Raw genomic sequence first — 21,259 nt, forward strand, 5'->3', positions numbered from 1 at the left:
TAGAATAGCCTAGCATTACTTTGCGGCTCAAACCTAAAGGCAACTTAGAATCCATGATCGAAAAAAGTACCAACCAGCAGCACAGCTTATTAGAAGACGCTTTAGCCCTATTAACAGCCACCCCTTTGGTGGCCTTGGGGGTTACCTTTTATAGCCAAGCTGAATTATTAACTGGTAGCACTGCTGGTTTAGCATTTCTAATTAAATACCTAACTGAATGGGGTTTTGGACCGGTATTTTTTGTGCTAAACCTTCCTTTCTACCTCTTAGCTTATTTACAAATGGGTTGGAAATTTACTCTACGTACTTTCTGTGCCGTTGGGCTAGTCTCAGTGTTTACAGAAACAACTCCCCTGTGGATTAGCATTGAAAGCATTAACCCAATTTATGCCGCTACTTTAGGTGGCATGTGCTTAGGCTTAGGAATGCTGCTGTTATTTCGCCACCGCGCCAGCTTAGGCGGCATCAATATTTTGGCGCTCTACCTGCAAGACCGCTTTAATATTCGTGCAGGAAAATTTCAGATGGGAGTAGACTTAGTCATAGTGATGCTAGCAATTATGGTACTGCCATTAGACAAGGTATTGCTTTCCATAACAGGTGCAGCGGTACTGAATATGATACTTACCCTTAATCACAAACAAGGGCGTTATCAGGGAATAAGTTAAACACTAACATCAACAAAACTACCCAAGCCACCTATACCACCAAGACTCCCTATCCCAATACTTTCACCTAAGGCTTGGGCTAAATTGCCTTGCCCTAGCGAGTTATCTAAATCACCCAACTCACCTTCAATATCTTTAAATAATTCTCGCGTTTCTTCATCATCGTCTTGGTGCTTTTCTTTAAGCAGAGCTAACACTTGCCTAACTAATTTTGCAGCTTCAGTAAGAATTTCGCGTAATACTTTATCGTCGATATCGTCATTAGGTTGCAGGCTAGTTAGCGGTGATGTGCTTGGACTAGGTTTATCCAGCTTAGATTCATCCTGTTTATCAACCTTCTCATTCTCTTCAGGTCTAGCTTCAGAATGAACTTGACGCTCAACTTCTTTGGCAAGTTTTTCAGCTTCCTTGGCATCGGCTGCAGCTGTATCTGGAGCATCGCTAGCATTTGGTTCACTAACAGAAGCTGCTGAACCAATGGATAGCTCTGAATTAACATCAACCTCTTCTTCGCTGCTTGAACCCTCATTGCCTTCGCCTGAGCTAAGCGACATAACCGGCATATTGGCTGAACCACCAGCAGAGTTACTTACACTCTTGCTGACCACATTAAGCTGTTTAGCAATTTGCTTGAGCTCTTGTGCTAGCGCCTTGTAATTGCCCGGTGGCAGTTTTTCCAGAATGGCTTTTAAAGTCTCTAAACGCTGCTTTAAAATAGCTGCCCGCTGACTTGCTAATTTTTTAGGTGAAGAGCTTTCTTTTAGTTCCTGCAGCTTGGTCAAAGCTGTTTTCATATCTGCCATTCTCTTCTTACGATGCTCGTCCAGAGGATTAGCTTTAAGTTGCTCATCCTGCACATCAAGAATTGTTTTATGAGTTTTAGCAGGCGCTTTTCCCTTGAAAGAAAAGGAAAGCAGATTGGGCTTAATTTCCATGACTTGTCTTACTCCAATAATAGGTACTTACCTGACGTTATCGGTTATTGGAGTCGTTACTTGAGTTTTTGCTGATTAAGCCGATAGCTTAGGTAATCAATTATTAGCAGGGAGCATATATCAGATGCCTTTAACTTTTTCTTCTGACTCACTTCGTTTAGCTAATTCTAAACAAGCTAACACCATTAAAGCACAGGCTGGCACTAGTACCACGATGACTAATGATTCTTTAACCAGGTCACGAGTAGCACCAGAAGATAGTGCAGCTAAAGAAAATAAGAGCATTTATCTTCACTTATCTGAAGAGGCTAAAAACAAGTCACGCCTTGAAAAAAAGAAGGAAGCGATAGATAAAAGTGATTTACCCACCAAAATTAAAGACTATTTGAAAAGAATTCATGAGTTAAAAGAAGAGTTGCGTAAACTGCAGCAAGAACTAAAAAAAGTGATGGCTAACAATAATATTTCAGAAGAACAAAAAGATTTGCAGGCTGATCAGCTACAAAAACAGATAAATGCTTTGAACAACGCTCTGGTTTCTACACTTAATGCTTTAGAAAAAGATTTAAAAGAAGAACCCTTAACTCAAGAACAAGCAGCAACTTTTGCTGAGCTGCTGCTTTAGCTAGTAGTTACTCAGAAAAACCTGTCAAAAGCTCTAACAGTTGTTGTTCATCCATCACTGGCACGCCTAAGCTTTCTGCTTTAGTAAGCTTAGAGCCAGCAGCTTCACCTGCCACTAGCTGGTTGGTTTTTTTAGATACACTACCCGAAACTTTTGCACCCAAAGCTTCTAAGCGTTCTTTGGCTTGATCACGGGTTAGGCTTTGCATACTGCCGGTTAGCACCCAAGTTTGGCCGGTTAGGGGTAGGTCTGCACGCTTTACTTGGGTTTCTGGCCAATAAATACCTTGGGCTAATAAATCATCTAAAGTCGTTAGGTTATGCTGTTCATTAAAAAAGGCATAAATGTGCTGAGCAACAATGGGGCCAACGTCATCCACTTCTAACAGCTGCTCTACACTGGCTTGCTTTAGGCTAGTTAGCTGCCCAAAATAACGCGCTAAATTGGCAGCGGTGGCTTCACCTACTTCTCTAATGCCTAGTGCATAAATAAAACGCGCCAGGGTGGTTTTTTTGCTTATTTCTAACGCTTCTAACAGGTTATTAGCCGATTTTTCTGCCATACGTTCTAGGTTGGCTAGCTGCTCTAAGGTTAAGCGGTATAAATCAGCAGGGCTTTTAACCAGTTCATTTTCAACCAGTTGGTCGATTAACTTAACGCCCAAACCTTCTATATCAAAAGCTTTGCGGCTGGCAAAATGTTTAATGGCTTCTTTACGCTGGGCTGGGCAATACAGGCCGCCGGTGCAACGGTAAGCCGCTTCGCCTTCGGCTCTTTCCACATGCGAAGCACAAATCGGGCAGCTGCTTGGCATTACAATCTTTTGAGTTTCTGCTGGGCGCTGCTCAACAACAGCACGTACCACTTGTGGAATTACATCACCCGCACGACGAATAATTACCGTATCGCCAATTTTTACCCCTAGCCGTTCAACTTCATCCATATTATGTAGCGTGGCGTTAGAAACCGTTACACCAGCTACTTGTACTGGTTCTAAACGTGCAACAGGCGTTACAGCACCAGTTCTACCGACTTGGAACTCAACATCTAGCAAACGGGTGATTTCTTCTTGGGCTGGGTATTTAAAGGAGGTTGCCCAACGGGGTTCTCTGGCACGAAAACCTAGTTCTGCTTGCAGGCGTAAATCATTAATTTTTAGCACTGCACCGTCAATATCGTAAGGCAGTGAATCTCGCTTGGCGGCTAACTCATCACAAAAGTTTTTTAAACCAGCATAGCCTTGCACAACTTGCATATCAGGGCTGGTTTTAAAGCCCCAATTTTTAAGTGATTGCATGGCTTGGTAATGACTTTCTACAGCAAAGTCTTCACTTAACTGAGCAACTTGGTAGGCAGTAAATTCTAACGGGCGAGTAGCTGTTATGCGTGAATCTAACTGCCTTAAACTACCCGCTGCTGCATTGCGTGGATTGGCAAAGGTTTTTTCATCAGCGATTCTAGCTTGGTCATTCATGGCTTCAAAGGCGGCGCGGGGCATATACACCTCACCCCTAACTTCTAGTAATTCAGGTAGGTTTTGCCCATTAGATGAAAACAAATCATCCGGAAGAGAACGCAAACTAAGCGGAATGGAACGCAGGGTTTTTAAGTTTTCGGTAATGCCTTCGCCGGTTTGACCATCGCCACGGGTTACGCCTTGCACTAGCTGCCCGTTTTCATAAATAAGGCTAACGGCTAAACCATCTAACTTGGGTTCACAACAAAATTCGATGGCTTCGCCTGCAACAGCTCGGCCTAAATCGGCAAGCTCACGCTCTACACGTTTAACAAAAGCTTGTAAGCCTTCAGCATCAAAGACATTACCCAAGGAGAGCATAGGCACTTGGTGGGTAACGCTGGGGAAGTCAGCCAAGGGTGTAGAGCCGACTCTTTGTGTGGGTGAGTCAGCGGTAACTAATTCGGGGTGTTGGGTTTCCAGCTCTTGTAACTGACGAAATAGCCGGTCGTACTCAGCATCAGGCAGGCTAGGGTCATCTAACACATAGTAACGGTAGCTGTGTTCGTTTAATTGCTGGCGTAAATCAGCAAGCTGCTCGGTTAACTGAGATAAAGAAAGTTGGGTCATTGTTTAGATTGAGTCATGGTCTAGGGGTTAGCTGCCTGCTCGCTTGGCTTTTTTGGCATTCACGCGCTTTTGGTACTCAAAGTCTTTAATGGTTTGGCGATAATGCTCTATGGTTTGTTGGGTTAAATTACTGCGTTGCTCATCTTGCAGTTCTGCACCCCAGCTTTCTTCCATTACCTTAGCCGTGGCTAGCATACGTTCAAATACAGCCATAGGTTGAGGTGTGTTGGGTAAAGGCATAACCAAAACTATACCAGTGGTTAAAAATTCTTCTGTTGTGTTAGGGTCAAAGTTGCCTGGAGAGAACATATTCACCAAAGAATAACCCAGAAACGACTGTGCATCCTGCTCTTCAACATAATGGTAGAAACCTGACTCGCTCAGCTTCATACCTATTTTGTCCATTAAATAACGTAGATGACTACCTACAATGGCTTTGTCTTCTGGTGCGTTCACGTTAATGGTTAAGAATTTTTCTGAACCACCCCAGGCACTTTTTTCTAGACTTGTTAATAATGCAGTTCGCAAATTTTGCTCTTTTTCTTCTGGGTCAATTTCAGCCACTGTTTCTGGCTGCTCTTTAGCTTTTTCTGTGGCTTCTTTTGGTGGCTGCTTAATTTTAGGATGCTCTAACTCTACTAGATCATCAAGATTATCATTTTCTTCAAATCTTGCTTGCTCTTGTTTTTGCTTAGCCAGGTCAATTTTTTGCTCTTTTAATTGTTGCAGTTCTTTTTGCTGAAGTTCCATTGAACTACGCGACGCTTCTGCAAAGGTAGGGTCAACAGAGAATTTACGGCGCATTTTGTCCCAGGCAAGCTCTTCTTCCTCTTCACTTCTATAAGTTTTAGGCTTTATGCTAGTCGGTTCATCAACTATAGGGCCCTTTTCAGTTATAGCTGCTTTAGGCTGCTCATCCAGTTCACTGGCTTGGGTTGTATTTAGCTGGCTGTTTTCTTCGGGTAGTTGCTGCTTGTTACGCAGCACGGGAATAGGGTCATCATCAAAGATATCTATATCATCAAATAAAGGGTCTAAACCTTTTTGTGATGCTGGTTTTTTACCATCAACATTTAGGGTAGGTAACTCTCGGGCTAATTGAGCGCGTCGTTCTATTTCTTCTGGGTCTTCGTAGTCGTCTTTTTCTCGGCGTGCAGCAGCTCGCTTACGACGTATCGCATCAATAAGCACTAGTATAAAAACAGCTGCACCTAGCAGCATTAAACCTTCTTGCAGACCCATATAACCCTTGCCTTTGAACCATAAAACCGAGGAGCTTACCAATATTTGCTATTGGTGACATTAAAATGACTTAACTGGCGACCATAGCAGAAGCTTCTTCTAGATCAACACTGACTAATCTAGAGACACCTGGCTCTTGCATGGTGACACCCATCAGCTGCTCTGCACTTTCCATGGCTTGTTTATTGTGTGTAATGTAAATAAATTGTATTCGCTCAGACATTTCTTTAACCAAACGTGCATAACGCCCAACGTTTGCATCATCAAGCGGTGCATCAACTTCATCAAGCATACAGAAAGGTGCTGGATTTAGTTCAAATATTGAAAAAACTAAGGCTAAAGCAGTTAAAGCCTTTTCGCCACCCGATAGTAAATGAATTGTGGCATTTTTTTTGCCTGGTGGGCGTGCCATTATAGCAACACCTGTCTCAAGTAGGTTATCGCCTGTTAGTTGTAACCAGGCACTACCACCACCAAATATACGTGGAAACAGCGTTTGTAAACCCTGATTTACTTGCTCAAAGGTTTCTTTAAAGCGCAAGCGTGTTTCTTTATCTATACGTCGAATAGCACCCTCTAGGGTGTTCAGTGCGTCTTCTAGCTCTTCATTTTGCGCATCTAAGTAATCTTTACGTTCAGCTTGTTGGTCGTATTCCTCTATGGCAGCTAGGTTTATGGCACCTAAACGTCGAATTCTAGCTTGGGTATCTTCTAGGTCTGCTTGCCAACGTGATTCTAATGCATCTTGTGGCAGGTGTTCCATCACTTCACGAAGGGTGGTTTCTAGTTCGTGCAGTTGCTCTAAATGGCTATCACGTTTAACCATTAGAGTTTGTTGTTTTAAGCGTTGCGCCTCTAATAAACCACGCAACCTGTCTAGCTCTTTATCTTGTAGGCTACGTTGCGCTTCTAGTTCTCGCTGTTCTTCTTGGGCGAGCTGCTGAACTTGACGTAATTCTTGTACTCGCTCTTCTTTATTTTTATGGTCTTGCAATAAATTATCTAACTGCTCAGTTTCCTCATCTCCTGGCTCTCTGGCAGCTTCTAAGGCTAGGCAAAGGTCTTGGTATTTTTCTTCCTGAACTTGACGTTGTTCTGCTAGGCGCTGTAAAGCTTGGCGGCCTGCCTGTTCTTTAGTCATTAGTTGCTGCTGGCTTAGTCTAGCTTCTTGTAAAGCTTGCTGCTTTAAGCGTAACTGCTGGCGGATAGTTTCGCGCTGTTGGCGTAGGCTGTCTCGCCCTTGTTGTTGGTCTTCTCGCTGTTCAAGATTGGCTTCGACCTGCAATAAAGATAACTGCCATGCTTCTTTGTCTTCTTGTAAACTCTCTTGCAGACTAGTGCTTTCTTCAGCTAACAGGCTAAGCTCACTTTGAAGCTGTTCACTGCGCTGTTGCTTGTGCTGAAGCTTGGCTTGTAGACTAGCTTGTTGGCTGGCCAATTCCGCTAGCTGGGCTTGTAAGGGCCTTGCTTCTTGTTGCAGCTCTACTAAAGACTGCTCGCACTTTTCTAAAGCTTCAAGGCAGCTAGTTTCTTGAAAATCTAACTCATCGAGCTGTTCTTCAACTAGTGCCTGCTGTTCTTCTAGCCTACGAATTTCTTTTTGCCTAGCTAGCATACCTGTGGTTTGGGCTGTGGCAGCTTGCATAAGCACACCATCAACAAATACCTGCTCACCCTCTGCGGTTATTATGCTTGTTAGCCCCGTTAAACTCTGTTGCTGGGCAAGGGCATCTGCCAGACTCGTAGCGGTTTTTATATGCGCCAATTTTTCGGCCAAACTAGCGGGTAGCTTTTGTTGGTTACGAATTTTACTCAGTAAGGTGTTTGTGGGTAAGTTATTTAGATGATTACCCGCTTGTTGATAAACCAATAAATCACCTACTGGCAAACTGCTTAGGCGCTGTGTTAAATGTTGCTCTAAAGGCACTTGACTGATTAAGGCTGCTAAAGCCTTGGCTAAAGCAACTTCAACGGCTTTTTCCCATCCTGTTTCAATTTCTAGCAGTTCACCCAAGCGTGGCCAGTCATTTAAACCTTGATCTTTTAACCAAGCATCGCGCTCTGCATCTTGGCCTTCTAACTCTGCTTGCTGCAAGGCTTGCAAGGAGGCTAAGCGCCCTTGTTGTTGCTGGAATTGGCTAGTTTGCTGATTTAAGCTTTGACGTAATTGCTTTTGTTTTTCTTGTCTTTCTACTCGCTCTTCACGCAGATTTTCTTCGTTTATTTCAATTTGCACTAGGCGCTCTTGAAGCACTTGTTCTTCTAAATTTAAGTTTTCTAGCTGTGCTTCTTCTTGCTCTAGGTGAACTAAGCTTTGCTGTTGTTCTTTTAAACCCGCTTGCCGCTCTGCTAGTTTATGCAAACTCGTCTCATGCTGTTGAATGCGTGCTTGGGCTAAGGCAGCTTCACGCTGGTCTTTTTCGGCGCCAGCAACAAAGCTATCCCAGCTTTTTTCTAGTTGGTATAGCTTTTCTTCTAGGTTATCTAGGATTTCTTGCTCTAGGGCTTCTTGTTCGGCCAGCTCTTCAACTAGGGGTTCAGCTTCTGCTAGTTGCTCTTGTAAACTCACTAGCTGTTCTTGGTCTAATTGTTCGTTTTCTTGTGCTTTGCGCTGTTCTTGTTGCAGTTCATCTAACTCAGTTTGCAGCTGCCTTTCACGTTGCTGACGATGCTGTAAACCTTGTTCTAAACGAGCAATTTGTAAGCTGGTTTCAGTTAATAACTTTTGGGCGGTATCTAGCGCATCACTGGCTTCTGCTTGACGTTCTCGGCTTGCCTCTAGCCTTGCTTCGCCCTGCCTTAAGCTGACAAGGCAGGCTTCTTGCTCTAGCTCTAACTCTGCTAGCTGTTCTAAAATACTGGCTAGTTGTTGATCTACTGCTCGCCAACGTAAAACGGCTAATTCTGACTTTAAGCGGCGCTCGCTAGCTTTTAATTGTTGATAACGTCGTGCAGCTTCAGCTTGACGACCTAAACGCTCTAATTGCTTACCTAACTCTTCCCGAATGTCACTTAGGCGCTCAAGGTTTTCTTGGGTACGTTTAATACGGTTTTCAGTTTCTCGGCGGCGCTCTTTGTATTTGGAGATACCTGCCGCTTCTTCAAGGTAAACCCTGAGCTCTTCAGGACGAGCTTCAATTAAACGAGAGATCATGCCCTGTTCAATAATGGCATAACTGCGCGCGCCTAGGCCTGTACCAAGAAACAAGTCGGTAACGTCGCGGCGGCGGCACTTAGTACCATTTAAAAAGTAAGTAGAGACAGCTTCACGGGTGACAAGGCGTTTAACAGATATTTCTGCGTAGTCAGCATAAGCACCGCCCATTTTACCTGAGCGGTTATCAAAGAGAAGTTCAATGGATGCCTGACCTACAGGCTTTCGGTTGCGTGAGCCGTTAAAAATAACGTCGGTCATTGACTCGCCCCGCAAATACTTAGCAGAAGACTCACCCATTACCCAGCGCACAGCATCTATAACATTAGACTTGCCGCAGCCATTTGGCCCAACAATCGCTGTCATATTGCTTTTAAAACTCACCTTAGTTGGGTCTACAAAGGATTTAAACCCCGCTAACTTGATGGATTTTAGACGCATGAGTGTAAGTGCCTAAGTAGATGGTTAGCTTACAACTGTTGATTAATTTCTAGATTAACACGTTGCTGACCATCAACCTTTAATACTTCTGTCTGTCCCTGCCAGTCACCTTCTTGTGCTTGGGGTGTACCACCTAGGGCAATACGCGCTTGAATAACCACTTGTTCAACAGAAGACAGGTTATTTTGCGGCATCATGGCTTGCTGATCACTTAGTCTAACAGTGGTTGGTAAATCACTCACTTTTATACGTGTGGCTGCTAAGGGTGCGCCTGCACCACCTACTGGCTGAGCAAATACAAAGATAGTGGCGCGTTGATCAGCTAAGAGGCTAGCGGCATTGCTGAGACTGAGGTTAACGATAAACTGTGGACCCGTTAAAGAGAGTGGCTCCATGTTTAAGCGCTGCCTTACGTCAGCTATACCTTCGCGTAAAGATTCATCGGCTTCTATACCACTTGCACGAGGTAGGGCTGCTTCCCAATATACTCGGGCCGCTTCCCAATCTTGCTGTTGGTAGGCTGCCATGCCTAGCAGGCTGAGGGTGGCTGGGTCCTTGGGGTCAACTTCTAGTGCCTGATCAATAAGCTGCTCTACACGCTCAGTAATACGCTGACCATCAGCAAAGTAAAGGGCTTGTGCTTGCTGAGCTAGCAGCATAGCGCTGGTACCTTCAATTCTAATGATTTCACCTATAGCTTGGGCACCTTTTTCTAGCTGGCCTAAGTCTAGGTAAACACGCGCTAGTAATGACCAACCTTGCGTATCATCAGGATTAGCAGCTACGGTTTCTTCTAGTTTACGCAGCAGGCTACCAAAATCTTTACGGCCTTCTTCAATTAATTGCTGTTGTGCATACCAAGACTCTAAGCCTAAGCGTCCACCGATGCGCTCATAAAGCATAAAGGAAGACCCAAGCACACCAGCAACGACTAGAACTAAGGCTGCTTTTCTAAAAAAGCTATTGGGGGTATGCCAGGTTTTTTGCTGGCGAATGTCTGCATCATCTAATAAAAGGTCTTCAATTTCTGCTTTCATCTCTGGAAAAGCGTCTTCTTCTATTCGACCTTCTTCTAAGTCTAACTCTAACTGTGCTAGTTTTTGCCGGTAAAGGGTAATGTTGGCGATTTGACGAGCATGTTGTTGAGCTAAAAGTGCTTCGGTTAACTTTTCTCTACGCAAAAGTGGCCAGATTAAAAATAAACTGGCTAAAGCAGCCAGTAGAAATATGCCAATCCATAAGGAGGTCATTAGGATTCCTTAGTATTCGATGAAGAAGATGTAGGGGCTGTGTTGTTTTCTAACTCTAAAATTTTTTGAATGCGTAACTGCCTTTCGGATACAGACATTTTTACCGCTGAGTTAGGTTTTTTACGACTTCTTACTAGAAAAAAAGCTACCAACAAACCCAAGAGCACCAGCGCAGGCGGCAAGTACCATAAAACCCAAGTATCTTTACGCATAGGCGGCTCATACAAAACATAGTCACCAAAGCGCTGTACCATAAAGTCGTATATTTGCTGATCGGTTTTACCCTCTTCTAAAAGCCGATAAAGCTCTTGGCGCATATCGTAAGCACTAGGTGAATTTGAGTCGGCTATGCTTTGATTCTCACACTTAGGGCAACGTAACTTGCCACCTACATCTTTATAACGTGCCTGATAGCTATCATCGGTAAAGTCATATAACTCAATGGCTGCATAGCTGCTGGTTGTAAACAAAGCCAAGAGCAAAGCCATTAGTAAATAATTAAAGGTTAAGTGTTTGATTGATTTTACTGAGCGGTTTGCCATTTACGCACCTCCGGCATAATCACTTGATCAACTAACTGAGGGGTAATAACGCCTGCTAAGTGATAGCGAACTATGCCATCACGGTCGAATATAAAAGTTTCTGGCGCTCCATAAACACCTAAATTAAAGGCTAGCTCCCGTAAACCGTCTTCTTCAAAAAGTACTAGGCTATACGGGTTGCCTAGCTGACTTAAATAACGAAAAGCCTTGCTGCGCTCATCTTTATAATTCAAGCCAACAATGGGAATACCTGCCTGCGCCATACGCACAATTTCTTCATGTTCGTCATAACAGCTAGGACACCAGCTACCCCAAACATTAAGAATAAACACTTCACCCAAAAGATTTTCTTGGGTAATTTGCTGCAATGGGTCATGCAAGTTAGGCAAACTAAATTCGGGCATAGGCTTACCCAGCAGAGCAGATTCTCTAGCTGATGGATCCATGCTTAAACCCTTGTAAAGAAATGCGCCCACTAGTACAAAAATAATGAGAGGAAGAAAAAGTAAAAAGCGTTTCATTTACAAGCTTCCTTTAGTGATAGCAGTGAGTTGCTCTTGTGCTTTTTTACTGGAGTAACGGCGGTCTGTAATGGCTAGAACACCACCCAAGGCAGCAATTAAAGCACCCAACCATAACCAGCGTACAAAAGGCTTGTAATGAACGCGCATTGCCCAAGCATCGGCAGTTAGCTCTTCACCCATAGCCACATAAATATCTTTTAAGAAGCCCCAATCAATGGCAACTTGTGTCATAGGCATTCCGCGCACTGTGTACAAGCGTTTTTCTGGCGTTAAGGTGTTAATTAACTTACCGCTAGGGTTGTGCACCTCAACAATGGCTCGGTCTGCAATAAAGTTAGGTCCTTCGCGGTGAATCAGTTCTTTCAGCGTAAACTGGTAGCCTTTCACTTCAACAGGCTGATCAATCTGCATCCGTAAATCACGCTCTTCACCATAGTTAGACACCATGGTGACACCCAAGACTATGAGTGCCGCACCTATATGCCCAAAGAACATACCTAAACGGCTGCGACTAATACCTAACCAGCCGCGTTTGGTTTGTGCCGCTTCCCACAAGTCTCTTAGGCTAGTAGTAAAAATCCATAACACTAGGGTTAAACCTAGCGCCACATACAAATGCCACTGGCCATCATAAACCCAAGGTAGAACAGCAACGCCCAGCACTAGCGTAATAACACCTGCTAGCCAGATTTTTTTCTTGAGCTTTTGCCATTGCATTTGTTTCCAGTCTGTTAAAGGGCCTAGGCCTAATAACACACCTAGCAAGAGCATTAGCGGCACAAATAAAGCATTAAAATACGGAGGTCCTACCGAAATTTTACCCGTACCTAAGGCATCTAATATTAAAGGATAAAGTGTGCCTAGCAGCACCATGATAGAGGCAATCACTAAAATTAAGTTATTAGCTAGAAGCAACACATCTCGCGACAAAAGCGAATAGCTAACCCTTGCTTTTAAGTTAGGCACTCGAATGGCATAAATAAGCAGTGACGCACCCACGGTAACCGCTAAGAGAATCAGTAAGAAAAAACCCCGTTCTGGGTCATTGGCAAACGCATGTACTGAATTAAGTACTCCTGAACGCACTAAGAAAAAGCCCACCAGGCTTAATGAAAAAGTAAAAATAGCCAGTAATAACGTCCAGCTTTTAAACACTCCGCGCTTTTCTGTAATCGCCAAAGAGTGCATTAAAGCCGTACCGGTTAACCAAGGCATTAATGAAGCGTTTTCAACTGGGTCCCAAAACCACCAGCCACCCCAGCCGAGTTCGTAATAAGCCCACCAAGAACCTAGCGCAATACCTACAGTTAAAAAAGCCCAAGCGCTGGTTGTCCAAGGGCGACTCCACCTTGCCCAAGCTGAGTCTAACTGCCCAGACCAAAGTGCCGCTAAAGCAAACGCAAAGGTAACCGCAAAACCGACATAGCCCATATAAAGCAAAGGTGGGTGGAAAATTAAGCCAGGGTCTTGCAAGAGAGGGTTAAGGTCCGCACCATCCACAGGAATGCGCGGTAAAATACGATCGAAGGGGTTGGAAGTGAACACCACAAACAACAGCATTCCGACACTAACAAAGCCTAAAACAGATAAAACGCGAGCTAACACTTCAGCAGGTAAACCACGACTCAGTGATACTGCAAAAGTCCAACCTGCTAAAATGAGCAACCAAAGTAGCAAAGAACCCTCGTGCGCACCCCACACTGCACTAAGTTTATAGAACCAGGGTAAAGCTGAGTTAGAGTTAGCTGCGGTATAGGCAAGACTAAAATCATCAAATAAAAAGCTAAGGCTAAGCAAAATAAAGCTTATCGCTAACAAGGTAAACTGAGCCCAGGCTGCTGGCTGTGCATAGGCTAGCCATAAGGGTTGGCGCGTAAAGCTACCAATAAGGGGTAAGAAAGCCTGCACACACGCCATAGCCAAGGCCAGAATCAGTGCAAATTGACCGAACTCTGGTAAAAAAAGAACTTCCATCAAAAACATCCTGATTAGTTAACGAACTCTATTACTTGTTTGAGGTATCACGCATAAAAGGCGATGACTCTGGCATTTCACCAGCTAGCTTCAGTGCTTCAGCCACTTCAGGTGGCATGTAGTTTTCATCATGGCGTGCTAAAACCTGGCTGGCGACTAGCTCACCTTGTTCATTTAAGCGCCCCACTGCAACCACACCCTGGCCTTCACGAAATAGATCGGGCAAGATTTTTTCGTAGTTAATCCAAATTTCTTGGTTATAGTCTGTTACTGCAAAGCGCACCTTCATGCTTTGAGTGTCTCGTTCAACACTGCCTTCAACCACCATGCCACCGGCACGAATCTCAGCATTTTCTGGTGCTTCACCTGCCACTATCTGAGTAGGCGCGTAAAAAAGGTTAATATTTGAACTGAGCGCATAGAGAGTTAAGCCTATAGCTAAGGACAAGCCACCGACCATTAAACCAATTAGCATCAGTTTTTGTTTGCGTTTAGGTGTCATAAGTTACTACCTCAAATAGGCTAAAAAAGGGTTATCTTGAATTGGCTGCTTCACGTGCTATTTGGCGACTCAGCTGTTTACGAGTGCGCTTTAAATTCAACCAGGGCAGTAAAATACTAGAGGTTAAAAGCACCAAGGTTATTGCATAAGAACTCCAAACATAAAGCCCATGCCCACCCATGTTGATTAAGTCAGACAAGCTATCAAAATACATAGTTCATTTATCCTTTAACAATTCACGCACCCAGCCAGACTTGGCTTCTCGGCGCAGCACCTCTGCTCTAGCACGCAACAATACTGACCAGCCTAACAAAGCATAGAAACCGAGTACCATAAATAATAAAGGTAGGTACATAGAGGCTGGCATAGCAGGCTTTTCTGTTAATTTAATACTGGCTGGCTGATGCAGGGTGTACCACCAGTCCACCGAGTATTTAATGATTGGGATATTGATTACGCCTACTATGGCTAGCAGTGCGCAAGCCTTAGCCGCTGTTTCTTGTGGGCTTAATGCTTCACGCAAGGCCATAACACCTAGGTAAAGAAAAAACAAAATAAGCATGGAGGTTAGGCGGGCATCCCACATCCACCAAGTGCCCCAGGTTGGCATACCCCAGATAGCGCCAGTGACCAAGGAAATAAAGGTCATAATTGCGCCAATGGGCGCTAGAGCTTGCGCAACCACATCGGCCATTTTCATTTTCCAAACCAGCAGCACTATTCCAGCAACCGCCATCATCATGTAAACAGACTGGGCTAAGAAAGCAGCTGGCACATGAACATACATAATTCGGAAACTATTACCCTGCTGGTAGTCCATAGGTGCATAAGCAAGGCCTAGCACCAACCCTAAACCGAGTAACAACAAGCTACTGCCAACAAACCAAGGCAACCATTTACTGGTGATTTGGTAAAACCACTTGGGTGATCCTAATCGATGATAGAGGGTTTTTAGCCAGTTCCACACGTTCCATTACCTATCTTAAAAAGTTATTCACCAGAAACGGCAATCCGTAATGCCGCTGCAATTGCCCAGGGTGATAGAGCTAAGGCAGCTAGTGCCAAAGCAGCTAATAAAGCTAAATGAGCAAGGACAGGCTGACCATTAACAGCAGCCTGCATAGCACCAGTACCAAAAATAAGCACTGGCATATAAAAAGGTAAAACGACCAAGGTCATTAGTACGCCAGACTTGCCCAGCCCAGTGGTTAAAGCTGCACCTATAGCACCTACTAAACTCAAGGCAAGACTGCCTAATAATAAAGATAGCATTAGCACGCCTTGGGCCTGCCAAGGCAAATAAAGCATTATCCCTAACAAGGGCGCTAACAAAACTAAGGGTAAACAGCTTAAAACCCAGTGCACTAAAACCTTAGCCAAACTTAAAGGTGCCACAGGATAGCCGCAGACTAATAACTGCTCAAGTGAACCATCTTGCAAATCTGGCCTGAATAAAGCATCCAGTGACATTAATACGGCCAATAAGGCTGCCACCCAAAGCACGCCAGGCGCAACGGGTGCTAAAATTTCTGCTGTTGGTGACACACCTAAAGGAAAGAGCACTACCACCAACGCAAAGAAAACCAAGGGGTTGATTAAATCACCCTTGCGGCGCACTTGTAATTGCCACTCACGTTTTAAAGCTGCTACAAAGACACCCGCTAAGCTAGGTGAGTTCACCTGTTTAGGTGTTAGGCGACAAAAAGCCGCAGCTTTGTGATGCTTAGCCTGATTCATAACTCTTCGCCTAATGAGAGTTTTTTGAGGTTTGGAAGGGCTTCCAGTGCATGGTGACTAGTTAAGATAACCGCTCCACCTGCTTGACTATGGGCTATTAACAGGTTTTCTATTGCAGCCACTGCATTTTTATCTAGGGCGGTAAAAGGTTCATCTAGCAACCAAACTAAGCGCTGTGTAAAAGTAAGTCTTGCTAAGGCGGCACGGCGTTTTTGACCTGCAGATAGCTGGTGGCAAGGATGATCTTCATAACCAGCCAAACCGACTTGCCACAAGGCCTGCTCTAGTAGAGTCTCATCATGAATGCCTTCTAAGGCCGCAAACCACGTCAGGTTTTCTAGGGGGGATAGCTCGGCTTTAATACCAGCAAGATGCCCAATGAATAAGATAGACTGATAAAAATATTCTCGGCAGGCATCAATGTTTTGACCTTGCCAAAGTATTTCACCTTCGCTAAAAGGTAGTAGCCCTGCAAGCAAGCGCATTAAGCTAGTTTTACCTGCACCATTAGGCCCTTCTAGCTGTAACAGTTCACCTGCATATAGATTAAAGCTTAAATCATTAAAAAGCCGTCGCTCATCTCGCTCACAAGCAAGCTTATGAGCAGTTAACAAAGCAGCAGTGCTTTTAGCTGGCGTTTTAATCAAAGCAGGAGAACCTTACAAAAATGCGGTATAAATAGGGCGTACACTTTACTATGATCCAGCTTAAACCGCTACCCAGCCCCAGATAGCACTGACTGTTTCAGGAGACAATTTTATGCAAGGATTACCGCAAACACCTCCCGCTTCAAATGAGACAAGTGGTTTAGTGAGAGCTGGTAGCACTACAACGCTAGCCACTGAAGGGCGACCACTTTTATCTCCTGGTCAAACTACAACTGGGCAGGTGGTTACAAGTGAGCCTTTACAACAAGGGCAAGGGCACCGTGTTCAGGTGCAACTAAGTAATGGCCAGCAAATTAATCTTATATCAGATAAACCCTTCCCTGAAGGTCAGCAACTTCAACTGACAGGTCGGGCTGAAGGTCAGGTTGAAGTTAGGGTCTTGTCTCAGGCTGCTATTCAACAATTAGCGACTAGCCTTATAAGCCAAATGCCAGCCATTAAAGTGCAGTTGGCAACTGGGCAAACCCTTCCTTTACAACCTGGACAAGCTAGCAGAGCAGAAGTTATAGCCAGCCAACCTAATAGCGGCCAAGGTTACACCCTAAGACTAGAGCTCAGTTCTGGGCAGCAGGTTAGCCTAGTTTCAGAACGCCCCTTGCCTGTTGCTAGCCAAGTTCACCTTAATGCTAACACCCAAGGCGGCCTTGAAGTACGTGCGCTTAACCGGGAGGTTTTACAATTACTTGATCAGTTAAAGGCCCCTTTAACCACTGCTTTGCCTAGTTCTGCTAGTAGGGCGGCGGCAGCGACTCCATCTAGCCTAGAATCTTTGCTTGCCAGTGCCAGCGCCCAGCTTCGTCATGCTTTACCCAGACAAGCACCACTAGGGCAAGTAATGCAACAGCTTACCCAGCTAGTTAAACAGCTCCCTGCTAGCGGCTCACCTCAAACACCTAGTGCAACTCGAACGGCTCAACCACCCATTCAGACACAGGTCAGCAATCCAACAACCAATTTAGCTAGCACTCAAGCTACTAACGTTAGCTCTACCCAGTCTGCAGCCAAACCTGCTAGTAGCTTGTTAGCCAATTTAAACAATAAGCTAACAGCGGCACTTAATTTAGTGCCACAAGGCAACCAAACACCTTCAGCTAGTAGCTTGCAGCAATTTATTCCCTTTAGTGGTTTGTTGCTTGAGGCCAACCTACTAAGAGGTGTTCAAACTAATCCGGCAGGTGGAGATTTGAAACTTTTATTGCAGCAAGCTAGTAGCTTACTGCGTGAAGGTTTGGCTAATCCAAACAATTCACAGCCGCGTCAGCAGCAATTACAACAGCTAGCACAACAGGTACAAAGTGCAGAGTCGCGTATTCAGGTAATGCAGCAAACCAGCTTGCAGGCAACCCAAGCAACTCATGAACGTGGGCAGCCAGCACAAATTGTACAAATGGACTTACCCTACTCAGTTAGGGGTGAGTGGTTTCAGGCTCAGCTAGAGATTCGTCGCTGGATAGAAGAAAAAGATGCAGAGGCAGCCATAGAAGAAGCTGAAAGAAGAACCCGCAGCTGGGAAGTTAACTTAAGTTTTACTTTAAAAAACTGGGGTAAAATTCATACTTTGTTGCGCCTAAAAGATGAACAATTAAAGGCCGATATTTGGGTAGAGGTTAAGGAGTCTTATCTGCCAATTAAAAAGCAAGCAGAAGTATTAGCTGCACGTTTAAGGCGCATAGGTGCAGATGTAGAAGAGGTCACTTGCCATTTAGGTGAACCACCGCCAGTGATAAAAAAGGCGGGTCATCAACACATTATTGATACACGGATTTAGTATGCGACTCGATAGAAAAAATTTTAAACGCCCAAAAACTGCTGTAGCACTACAATATGATGGCTTAGGCGCACCGCGCCTTACAGCTAAGGGTAATGCTGAAACAGCAAAAAGAATTATGGCGATTGCTGCAGAGCATAATATTCCAATTCATGAAGACCCTGAATTAACGGCTGCCTTGGCGCACTTAGATTTAGGCGATGAAATACCCGAACTGCTTTACTTAGCAATTGCAGAAGTTTTATCTTTTGTATATGACTTAGACACTTTACGCAGTAAAACTAGCGGAAAATAAACTAGTTAATAGCGTAACGCTCTTCTTGAGGGGGGTGTTCTTTTTGGGTTTTTAGCTCTGAGTGAACTAAAGTGATTAACTCTGCTTCTACTCGTGCAAGGCCACAGTTGTTAATTAAGTCTTCTGCAGAAGCGCCCATTTCAACCAAGCGTACTGCGTAAGCATAAGGAAGGCTGCCCGGGTCTCGCTGTTCAAACTCCATTTGCCTTTCCATGGTTGAGTTAAGCCGTTTTTCAACTTCAACTAAGCGCTGTCCCACACCTATAGCACCACTTCCCATAGCATGGGTTTCATTACGCAAGGCTTTAACTAGCAAATGCGTTTCTTGGCGAGCTTCAACCAACCCGCGCTTTAACTTTCGTAAGTGTGAATAGCAAATAAGCGCCAAGGCAAAACCTAGAGTGGCCAATAAGAGGGCTACTAGCTCAAACCAACCAATCGTAGGTAATTGCATTAAATTGCAGCCAGCTCAGACCACTCTTCTTCTGACATTAGCTTGTCAAGTTCCACCAAGATGAGCAGTTCATTGTTTTTGTTACAAACGCCTTGAATAAACTTAGCGCTTTCTTCATTACCGACGTTAGGTGCAGTTTCAATTTCTGATTGCTTAAGGTAAACCACCTCAGCAACTGAATCGACCATAATGCCTACAACTTGCTGGTCTGCTTCAATAATCATAATACGTGTTGAGTCGCTAACTTCACTAGGCATTAAACCAAAGCGCTGGCGAGTGTCTATAACGGTGACTACGTTACCGCGCAGGTTGATAATGCCTAGCACGTACTCTGGTGCTCCAGGCACTGGGGCAATTTCTGAATAACGTAGAACCTCTTGCACCATCATAACGTTAATGCCGTAGGTTTCTTCTGCTAGGCGAAAGGTCACGTATTGAAGTACTAAATCAGAGGCGCTTTCAGCCTGGAATTTTTGTGGGCTAGACATGGCTCAATCCTTTAGTTCATATTGGGGGGAACACCCATTAATGTTAATGCTAATACACCTAGGGCATTAAAAATAGTACCTAGGCAATAAACTCTTAATCCAAATAAACCTTATTAGTCATCTAAATTGTTCAGTGCAGTTAAATTGGCTGGCTCTAAATGACCATGACCTTCTTTTAGTAGTCGATCGAAAGCTGCTACATCAATTAACGCACACATATGCTCTATAACCGTTCCAGCTAACCAAGGGCGCTTACCTAAGGTTGTGCGCCAGCGCACCTGTTCTGGTTCTAAGCTAATAGAACGATCGACTTCGTTACAAGCTAAGCCCCAGGTACTATTGTGGATACGAATAATAAGCTGGTAGGGGTCTTGATTTTTTTCTATTAACGCAGGTGGAAGCACCCATTGGGCGGTATCAACCATAGAAACATTCATATTGTTGTTTCTTAACATACCTAAAAACCAACTAGGCTGACCAAAAAGTGGTGTAGGCTCTTTGTCAATTTTAATAATACCACCTAACTCAACCAGTGGAACTGCTAGAGTTAAACCTTTAACTTTAAATAGCAGGCATTCAAAACGCTCTTGCGCCCAAACAGGACGACCATCTTTCCAACCAGGCGGTGAAGGAGGCTGACCTGCTGCGGGTGTTTCTGCTGCTACCGGCGTTGCTGCTGGCACTTCCTGCTGAGGCTCTATTTCTACTTGAGGTTCTTCTTGCTTAGGTTCTTCTACTGGCTGAGTAACTTCTTGTGATGTTTCAATCTCTTGAATAAAATCAGCTAGAGTTTCGACTGCTGGCTCAGGCTCAGCTTCAGGTAGCTTTAGATTGGGTAAAATAACTTGCGATTGAGTTAAAGGCTCATCTAGTTGAACTGGTTTAGCCAGCTCTTCTGCTAAGGTTTTAGGTGCTTGCTGTAAACCAAGCATAGACTCACTCAGCTGTCTTGCCTGTAATGACTCTTCTTTTTGTACGCTTTGTGCTGCAGGCGCTTCTTCTGGGCTTTCATCAGCCATATCATCATGCAGCAGTGCTTCTAAGTATTCTTCAATTGCTTGCTGAGGGGTATCTTGCCAACTCATTAGCTACCCTCCTTACCAATAACGCCTTGCTTACGCAGCTCTGCTTCTTTTTCTTGCAGAAACTTTAAAAGTACAGTGTAGGCATGCACACCACGACTATTAGGGTCAAGCATTGATGCTGGCATACCTACAACACTGGCATCACGAAACTTGGTATCTACCGGAACCATAGAATGCCAAATAACATCACCATAGGTATTACGCAATAAACGAAGACTTTGTATTGAAGCTTGTGTACGGCGATCATAAAGTGTTGGCACTACTGTGTAGGGTAAGCCTTGCTTGCGTGCTTTGTTAATCATATTCAAGGTGCGCATCATGCGCTCTAAACCTTTAATAGCTAAGAACTCTGTTTGCACAGGGATAATTAGCTGTTCGCAAGCGGCTAGGGCATTAATCATTAGCAAGCCCAACACGGGTGGACTATCAATTAATACATAGTCAAAACGGTTCCATAGCTGAGCCAAAGACTTGGCTACCACCAAACCCATGCCACCCTTTCCGCTCATTTGCCTTTCAAGGGTTGCTAGAGCAGTGGATGCAGCAATAATTTTCATGCGGTCGTGGCCGGTATCTAACAACAAGCTAGCCGGCAACGACTCAGGAATTTGCTTGTGTTGAAAAAGGTCATAAACACTTTTTTCGACACTGTCTGGATCATACTTAAAGTAACTGGTTAAAGAACCGTGGGGATCTAAATCGAGCAGTAAAACCTGATGACCACGGTCTGCAAGAATGCCGCCGAGCGTCACTGCTGTTGTTGTTTTGCCAACACCACCTTTTTGATTAGCGACTGCCCAGACATGCATACCTAATTTAAC

General features: G+C 44.4%; 21 protein-coding genes. 4 read left to right on the forward strand and 17 right to left on the reverse strand.

Annotated features, from left to right (window positions below; genetic code table 11):
• Nucleotides 1-53 precede the first annotated feature (53 nt).
• Complete coding sequence (locus BP27_RS0105510) at nucleotides 54-668, forward strand: YitT family protein (protein ID WP_027850705.1); 615 nt, start codon at nucleotides 54-56, stop codon at nucleotides 666-668.
• Here the strand turns inward: BP27_RS0105510 and BP27_RS0105515 are convergent.
• Nucleotides 665-1,603: a hypothetical protein gene (locus BP27_RS0105515; RefSeq protein ID WP_027850706.1), complete on the reverse strand. Its 939-nt coding sequence runs from the start codon at nucleotides 1,601-1,603 to the stop codon at nucleotides 665-667. The two genes, BP27_RS0105510 and BP27_RS0105515, sit on opposite strands and share 4 nt — an antisense overlap.
• Before the next feature lie 124 nt (nucleotides 1,604-1,727).
• On the opposite strand from BP27_RS0105515, the gene BP27_RS16705 reads away from it, so the two are divergent.
• On the forward strand, nucleotides 1,728-2,228 hold the full coding sequence (locus BP27_RS16705) for a hypothetical protein (RefSeq protein WP_051610352.1): 501 nt from the start codon (nucleotides 1,728-1,730) through the stop codon (nucleotides 2,226-2,228).
• Between the two features lie 7 nt (nucleotides 2,229-2,235).
• Here BP27_RS16705 and ligA read toward each other — a convergent pair whose 3' ends face one another.
• From ligA to ccmA, 12 genes are all read right to left on the reverse strand, one after another.
• Complete coding sequence (gene ligA, locus BP27_RS15330; RefSeq protein WP_036239487.1) at nucleotides 2,236-4,314, reverse strand: NAD-dependent DNA ligase LigA; 2,079 nt, start codon at nucleotides 4,312-4,314, stop codon at nucleotides 2,236-2,238.
• A gap of 27 nt (nucleotides 4,315-4,341) precedes the next feature.
• Complete coding sequence (locus BP27_RS0105535; RefSeq protein ID WP_027850707.1) at nucleotides 4,342-5,556, reverse strand: cell division protein ZipA; 1,215 nt, start codon at nucleotides 5,554-5,556, stop codon at nucleotides 4,342-4,344.
• Between the two features lie 70 nt (nucleotides 5,557-5,626).
• Nucleotides 5,627-9,151, reverse strand: coding sequence for a chromosome segregation protein SMC (smc, locus tag BP27_RS0105540; protein ID WP_027850708.1), 3,525 nt, complete (start codon nucleotides 9,149-9,151; stop codon nucleotides 5,627-5,629).
• 29 nt (nucleotides 9,152-9,180) lie between these two features.
• Nucleotides 9,181-10,401, reverse strand: a complete 1,221-nt coding sequence (ccmI, locus tag BP27_RS0105545; RefSeq protein WP_027850709.1) for a c-type cytochrome biogenesis protein CcmI — start codon at nucleotides 10,399-10,401, stop codon at nucleotides 9,181-9,183.
• Complete coding sequence (locus BP27_RS15335; protein ID WP_051610354.1) at nucleotides 10,401-10,943, reverse strand: cytochrome c-type biogenesis protein; 543 nt, start codon at nucleotides 10,941-10,943, stop codon at nucleotides 10,401-10,403. Before BP27_RS15335 ends, ccmI begins: the two co-directional genes overlap by 1 nt.
• Nucleotides 10,925-11,464, reverse strand: a complete 540-nt coding sequence (locus BP27_RS0105555) for a DsbE family thiol:disulfide interchange protein (protein ID WP_027850710.1) — start codon at nucleotides 11,462-11,464, stop codon at nucleotides 10,925-10,927. Before BP27_RS0105555 ends, BP27_RS15335 begins: the two co-directional genes overlap by 19 nt.
• On the reverse strand, nucleotides 11,465-13,441 hold the full coding sequence (locus tag BP27_RS15340; protein WP_051610356.1) for a heme lyase CcmF/NrfE family subunit: 1,977 nt from the start codon (nucleotides 13,439-13,441) through the stop codon (nucleotides 11,465-11,467). It abuts the gene before it with no gap.
• Between the two features lie 31 nt (nucleotides 13,442-13,472).
• Entirely contained in the window at nucleotides 13,473-13,943 is a 471-nt protein-coding gene (gene ccmE / locus BP27_RS15345) for a cytochrome c maturation protein CcmE (protein WP_051610358.1), read from the reverse strand.
• Nucleotides 13,944-13,974: 31 nt separating this feature from the next.
• On the reverse strand, nucleotides 13,975-14,157 hold the full coding sequence (gene ccmD / locus BP27_RS0105570) for a heme exporter protein CcmD (RefSeq protein WP_027850711.1): 183 nt from the start codon (nucleotides 14,155-14,157) through the stop codon (nucleotides 13,975-13,977).
• A gap of 3 nt (nucleotides 14,158-14,160) precedes the next feature.
• Nucleotides 14,161-14,910, reverse strand: coding sequence for a heme ABC transporter permease (locus BP27_RS0105575; RefSeq protein WP_027850712.1), 750 nt, complete (start codon nucleotides 14,908-14,910; stop codon nucleotides 14,161-14,163).
• 23 nt (nucleotides 14,911-14,933) lie between these two features.
• Nucleotides 14,934-15,680 (reverse strand): heme exporter protein CcmB, encoded by a 747-nt coding sequence (gene ccmB, locus BP27_RS0105580; protein WP_027850713.1) that lies wholly within the window; start codon nucleotides 15,678-15,680, stop codon nucleotides 14,934-14,936.
• The gene (ccmA, locus tag BP27_RS0105585; RefSeq protein ID WP_245597814.1) at nucleotides 15,677-16,327 is read right to left on the reverse strand and encodes a cytochrome c biogenesis heme-transporting ATPase CcmA; all 651 of its coding nucleotides are present in this window, start codon (nucleotides 16,325-16,327) and stop codon (nucleotides 15,677-15,679) included. Before ccmA ends, ccmB begins: the two co-directional genes overlap by 4 nt.
• 112 nt (nucleotides 16,328-16,439) lie before the next feature.
• Here ccmA and BP27_RS0105590 point away from each other — a divergent pair, with 112 nt between their 5' ends.
• Both BP27_RS0105590 and BP27_RS0105595 read left to right on the forward strand, forming a co-directional pair.
• Nucleotides 16,440-18,116 carry a flagellar hook-length control protein FliK gene (locus BP27_RS0105590; RefSeq protein WP_027850715.1) on the forward strand — a complete coding sequence of 559 codons (1,677 nt, stop codon included), beginning with the start codon at nucleotides 16,440-16,442 and terminating at the stop codon, nucleotides 18,114-18,116.
• Nucleotide 18,117: 1 nt separating this feature from the next.
• Nucleotides 18,118-18,411, forward strand: coding sequence for an EscU/YscU/HrcU family type III secretion system export apparatus switch protein (locus BP27_RS0105595; protein WP_027850716.1), 294 nt, complete (start codon nucleotides 18,118-18,120; stop codon nucleotides 18,409-18,411).
• Nucleotide 18,412: 1 nt separating this feature from the next.
• Here BP27_RS0105595 and BP27_RS0105600 read toward each other — a convergent pair whose 3' ends face one another.
• From BP27_RS0105600 to BP27_RS15350, 4 genes are all read right to left on the reverse strand, one after another.
• Entirely contained in the window at nucleotides 18,413-18,865 is a 453-nt protein-coding gene (locus BP27_RS0105600) for a DUF2802 domain-containing protein (protein ID WP_027850717.1), read from the reverse strand.
• Entirely contained in the window at nucleotides 18,865-19,353 is a 489-nt protein-coding gene (locus tag BP27_RS0105605) for a chemotaxis protein CheW (protein ID WP_027850718.1), read from the reverse strand. The genes BP27_RS0105600 and BP27_RS0105605 overlap by 1 nt, the downstream gene beginning before the upstream one ends.
• Before the next feature lie 113 nt (nucleotides 19,354-19,466).
• The gene (locus tag BP27_RS0105610) at nucleotides 19,467-20,438 is read right to left on the reverse strand and encodes a chemotaxis protein CheW (RefSeq protein WP_027850719.1); all 972 of its coding nucleotides are present in this window, start codon (nucleotides 20,436-20,438) and stop codon (nucleotides 19,467-19,469) included.
• Nucleotides 20,438-21,247 carry a ParA family protein gene (locus tag BP27_RS15350; protein ID WP_051610360.1) on the reverse strand — a complete coding sequence of 270 codons (810 nt, stop codon included), beginning with the start codon at nucleotides 21,245-21,247 and terminating at the stop codon, nucleotides 20,438-20,440. The genes BP27_RS0105610 and BP27_RS15350 overlap by 1 nt, the downstream gene beginning before the upstream one ends.
• Between the last annotated feature and the right edge of the window lie 12 nt (nucleotides 21,248-21,259).

It is taken from the genome of Marinospirillum insulare DSM 21763, from assembly GCF_000686905.1.
GTDB lineage: Bacteria > Pseudomonadota > Gammaproteobacteria > Pseudomonadales > Halomonadaceae > Marinospirillum > Marinospirillum insulare.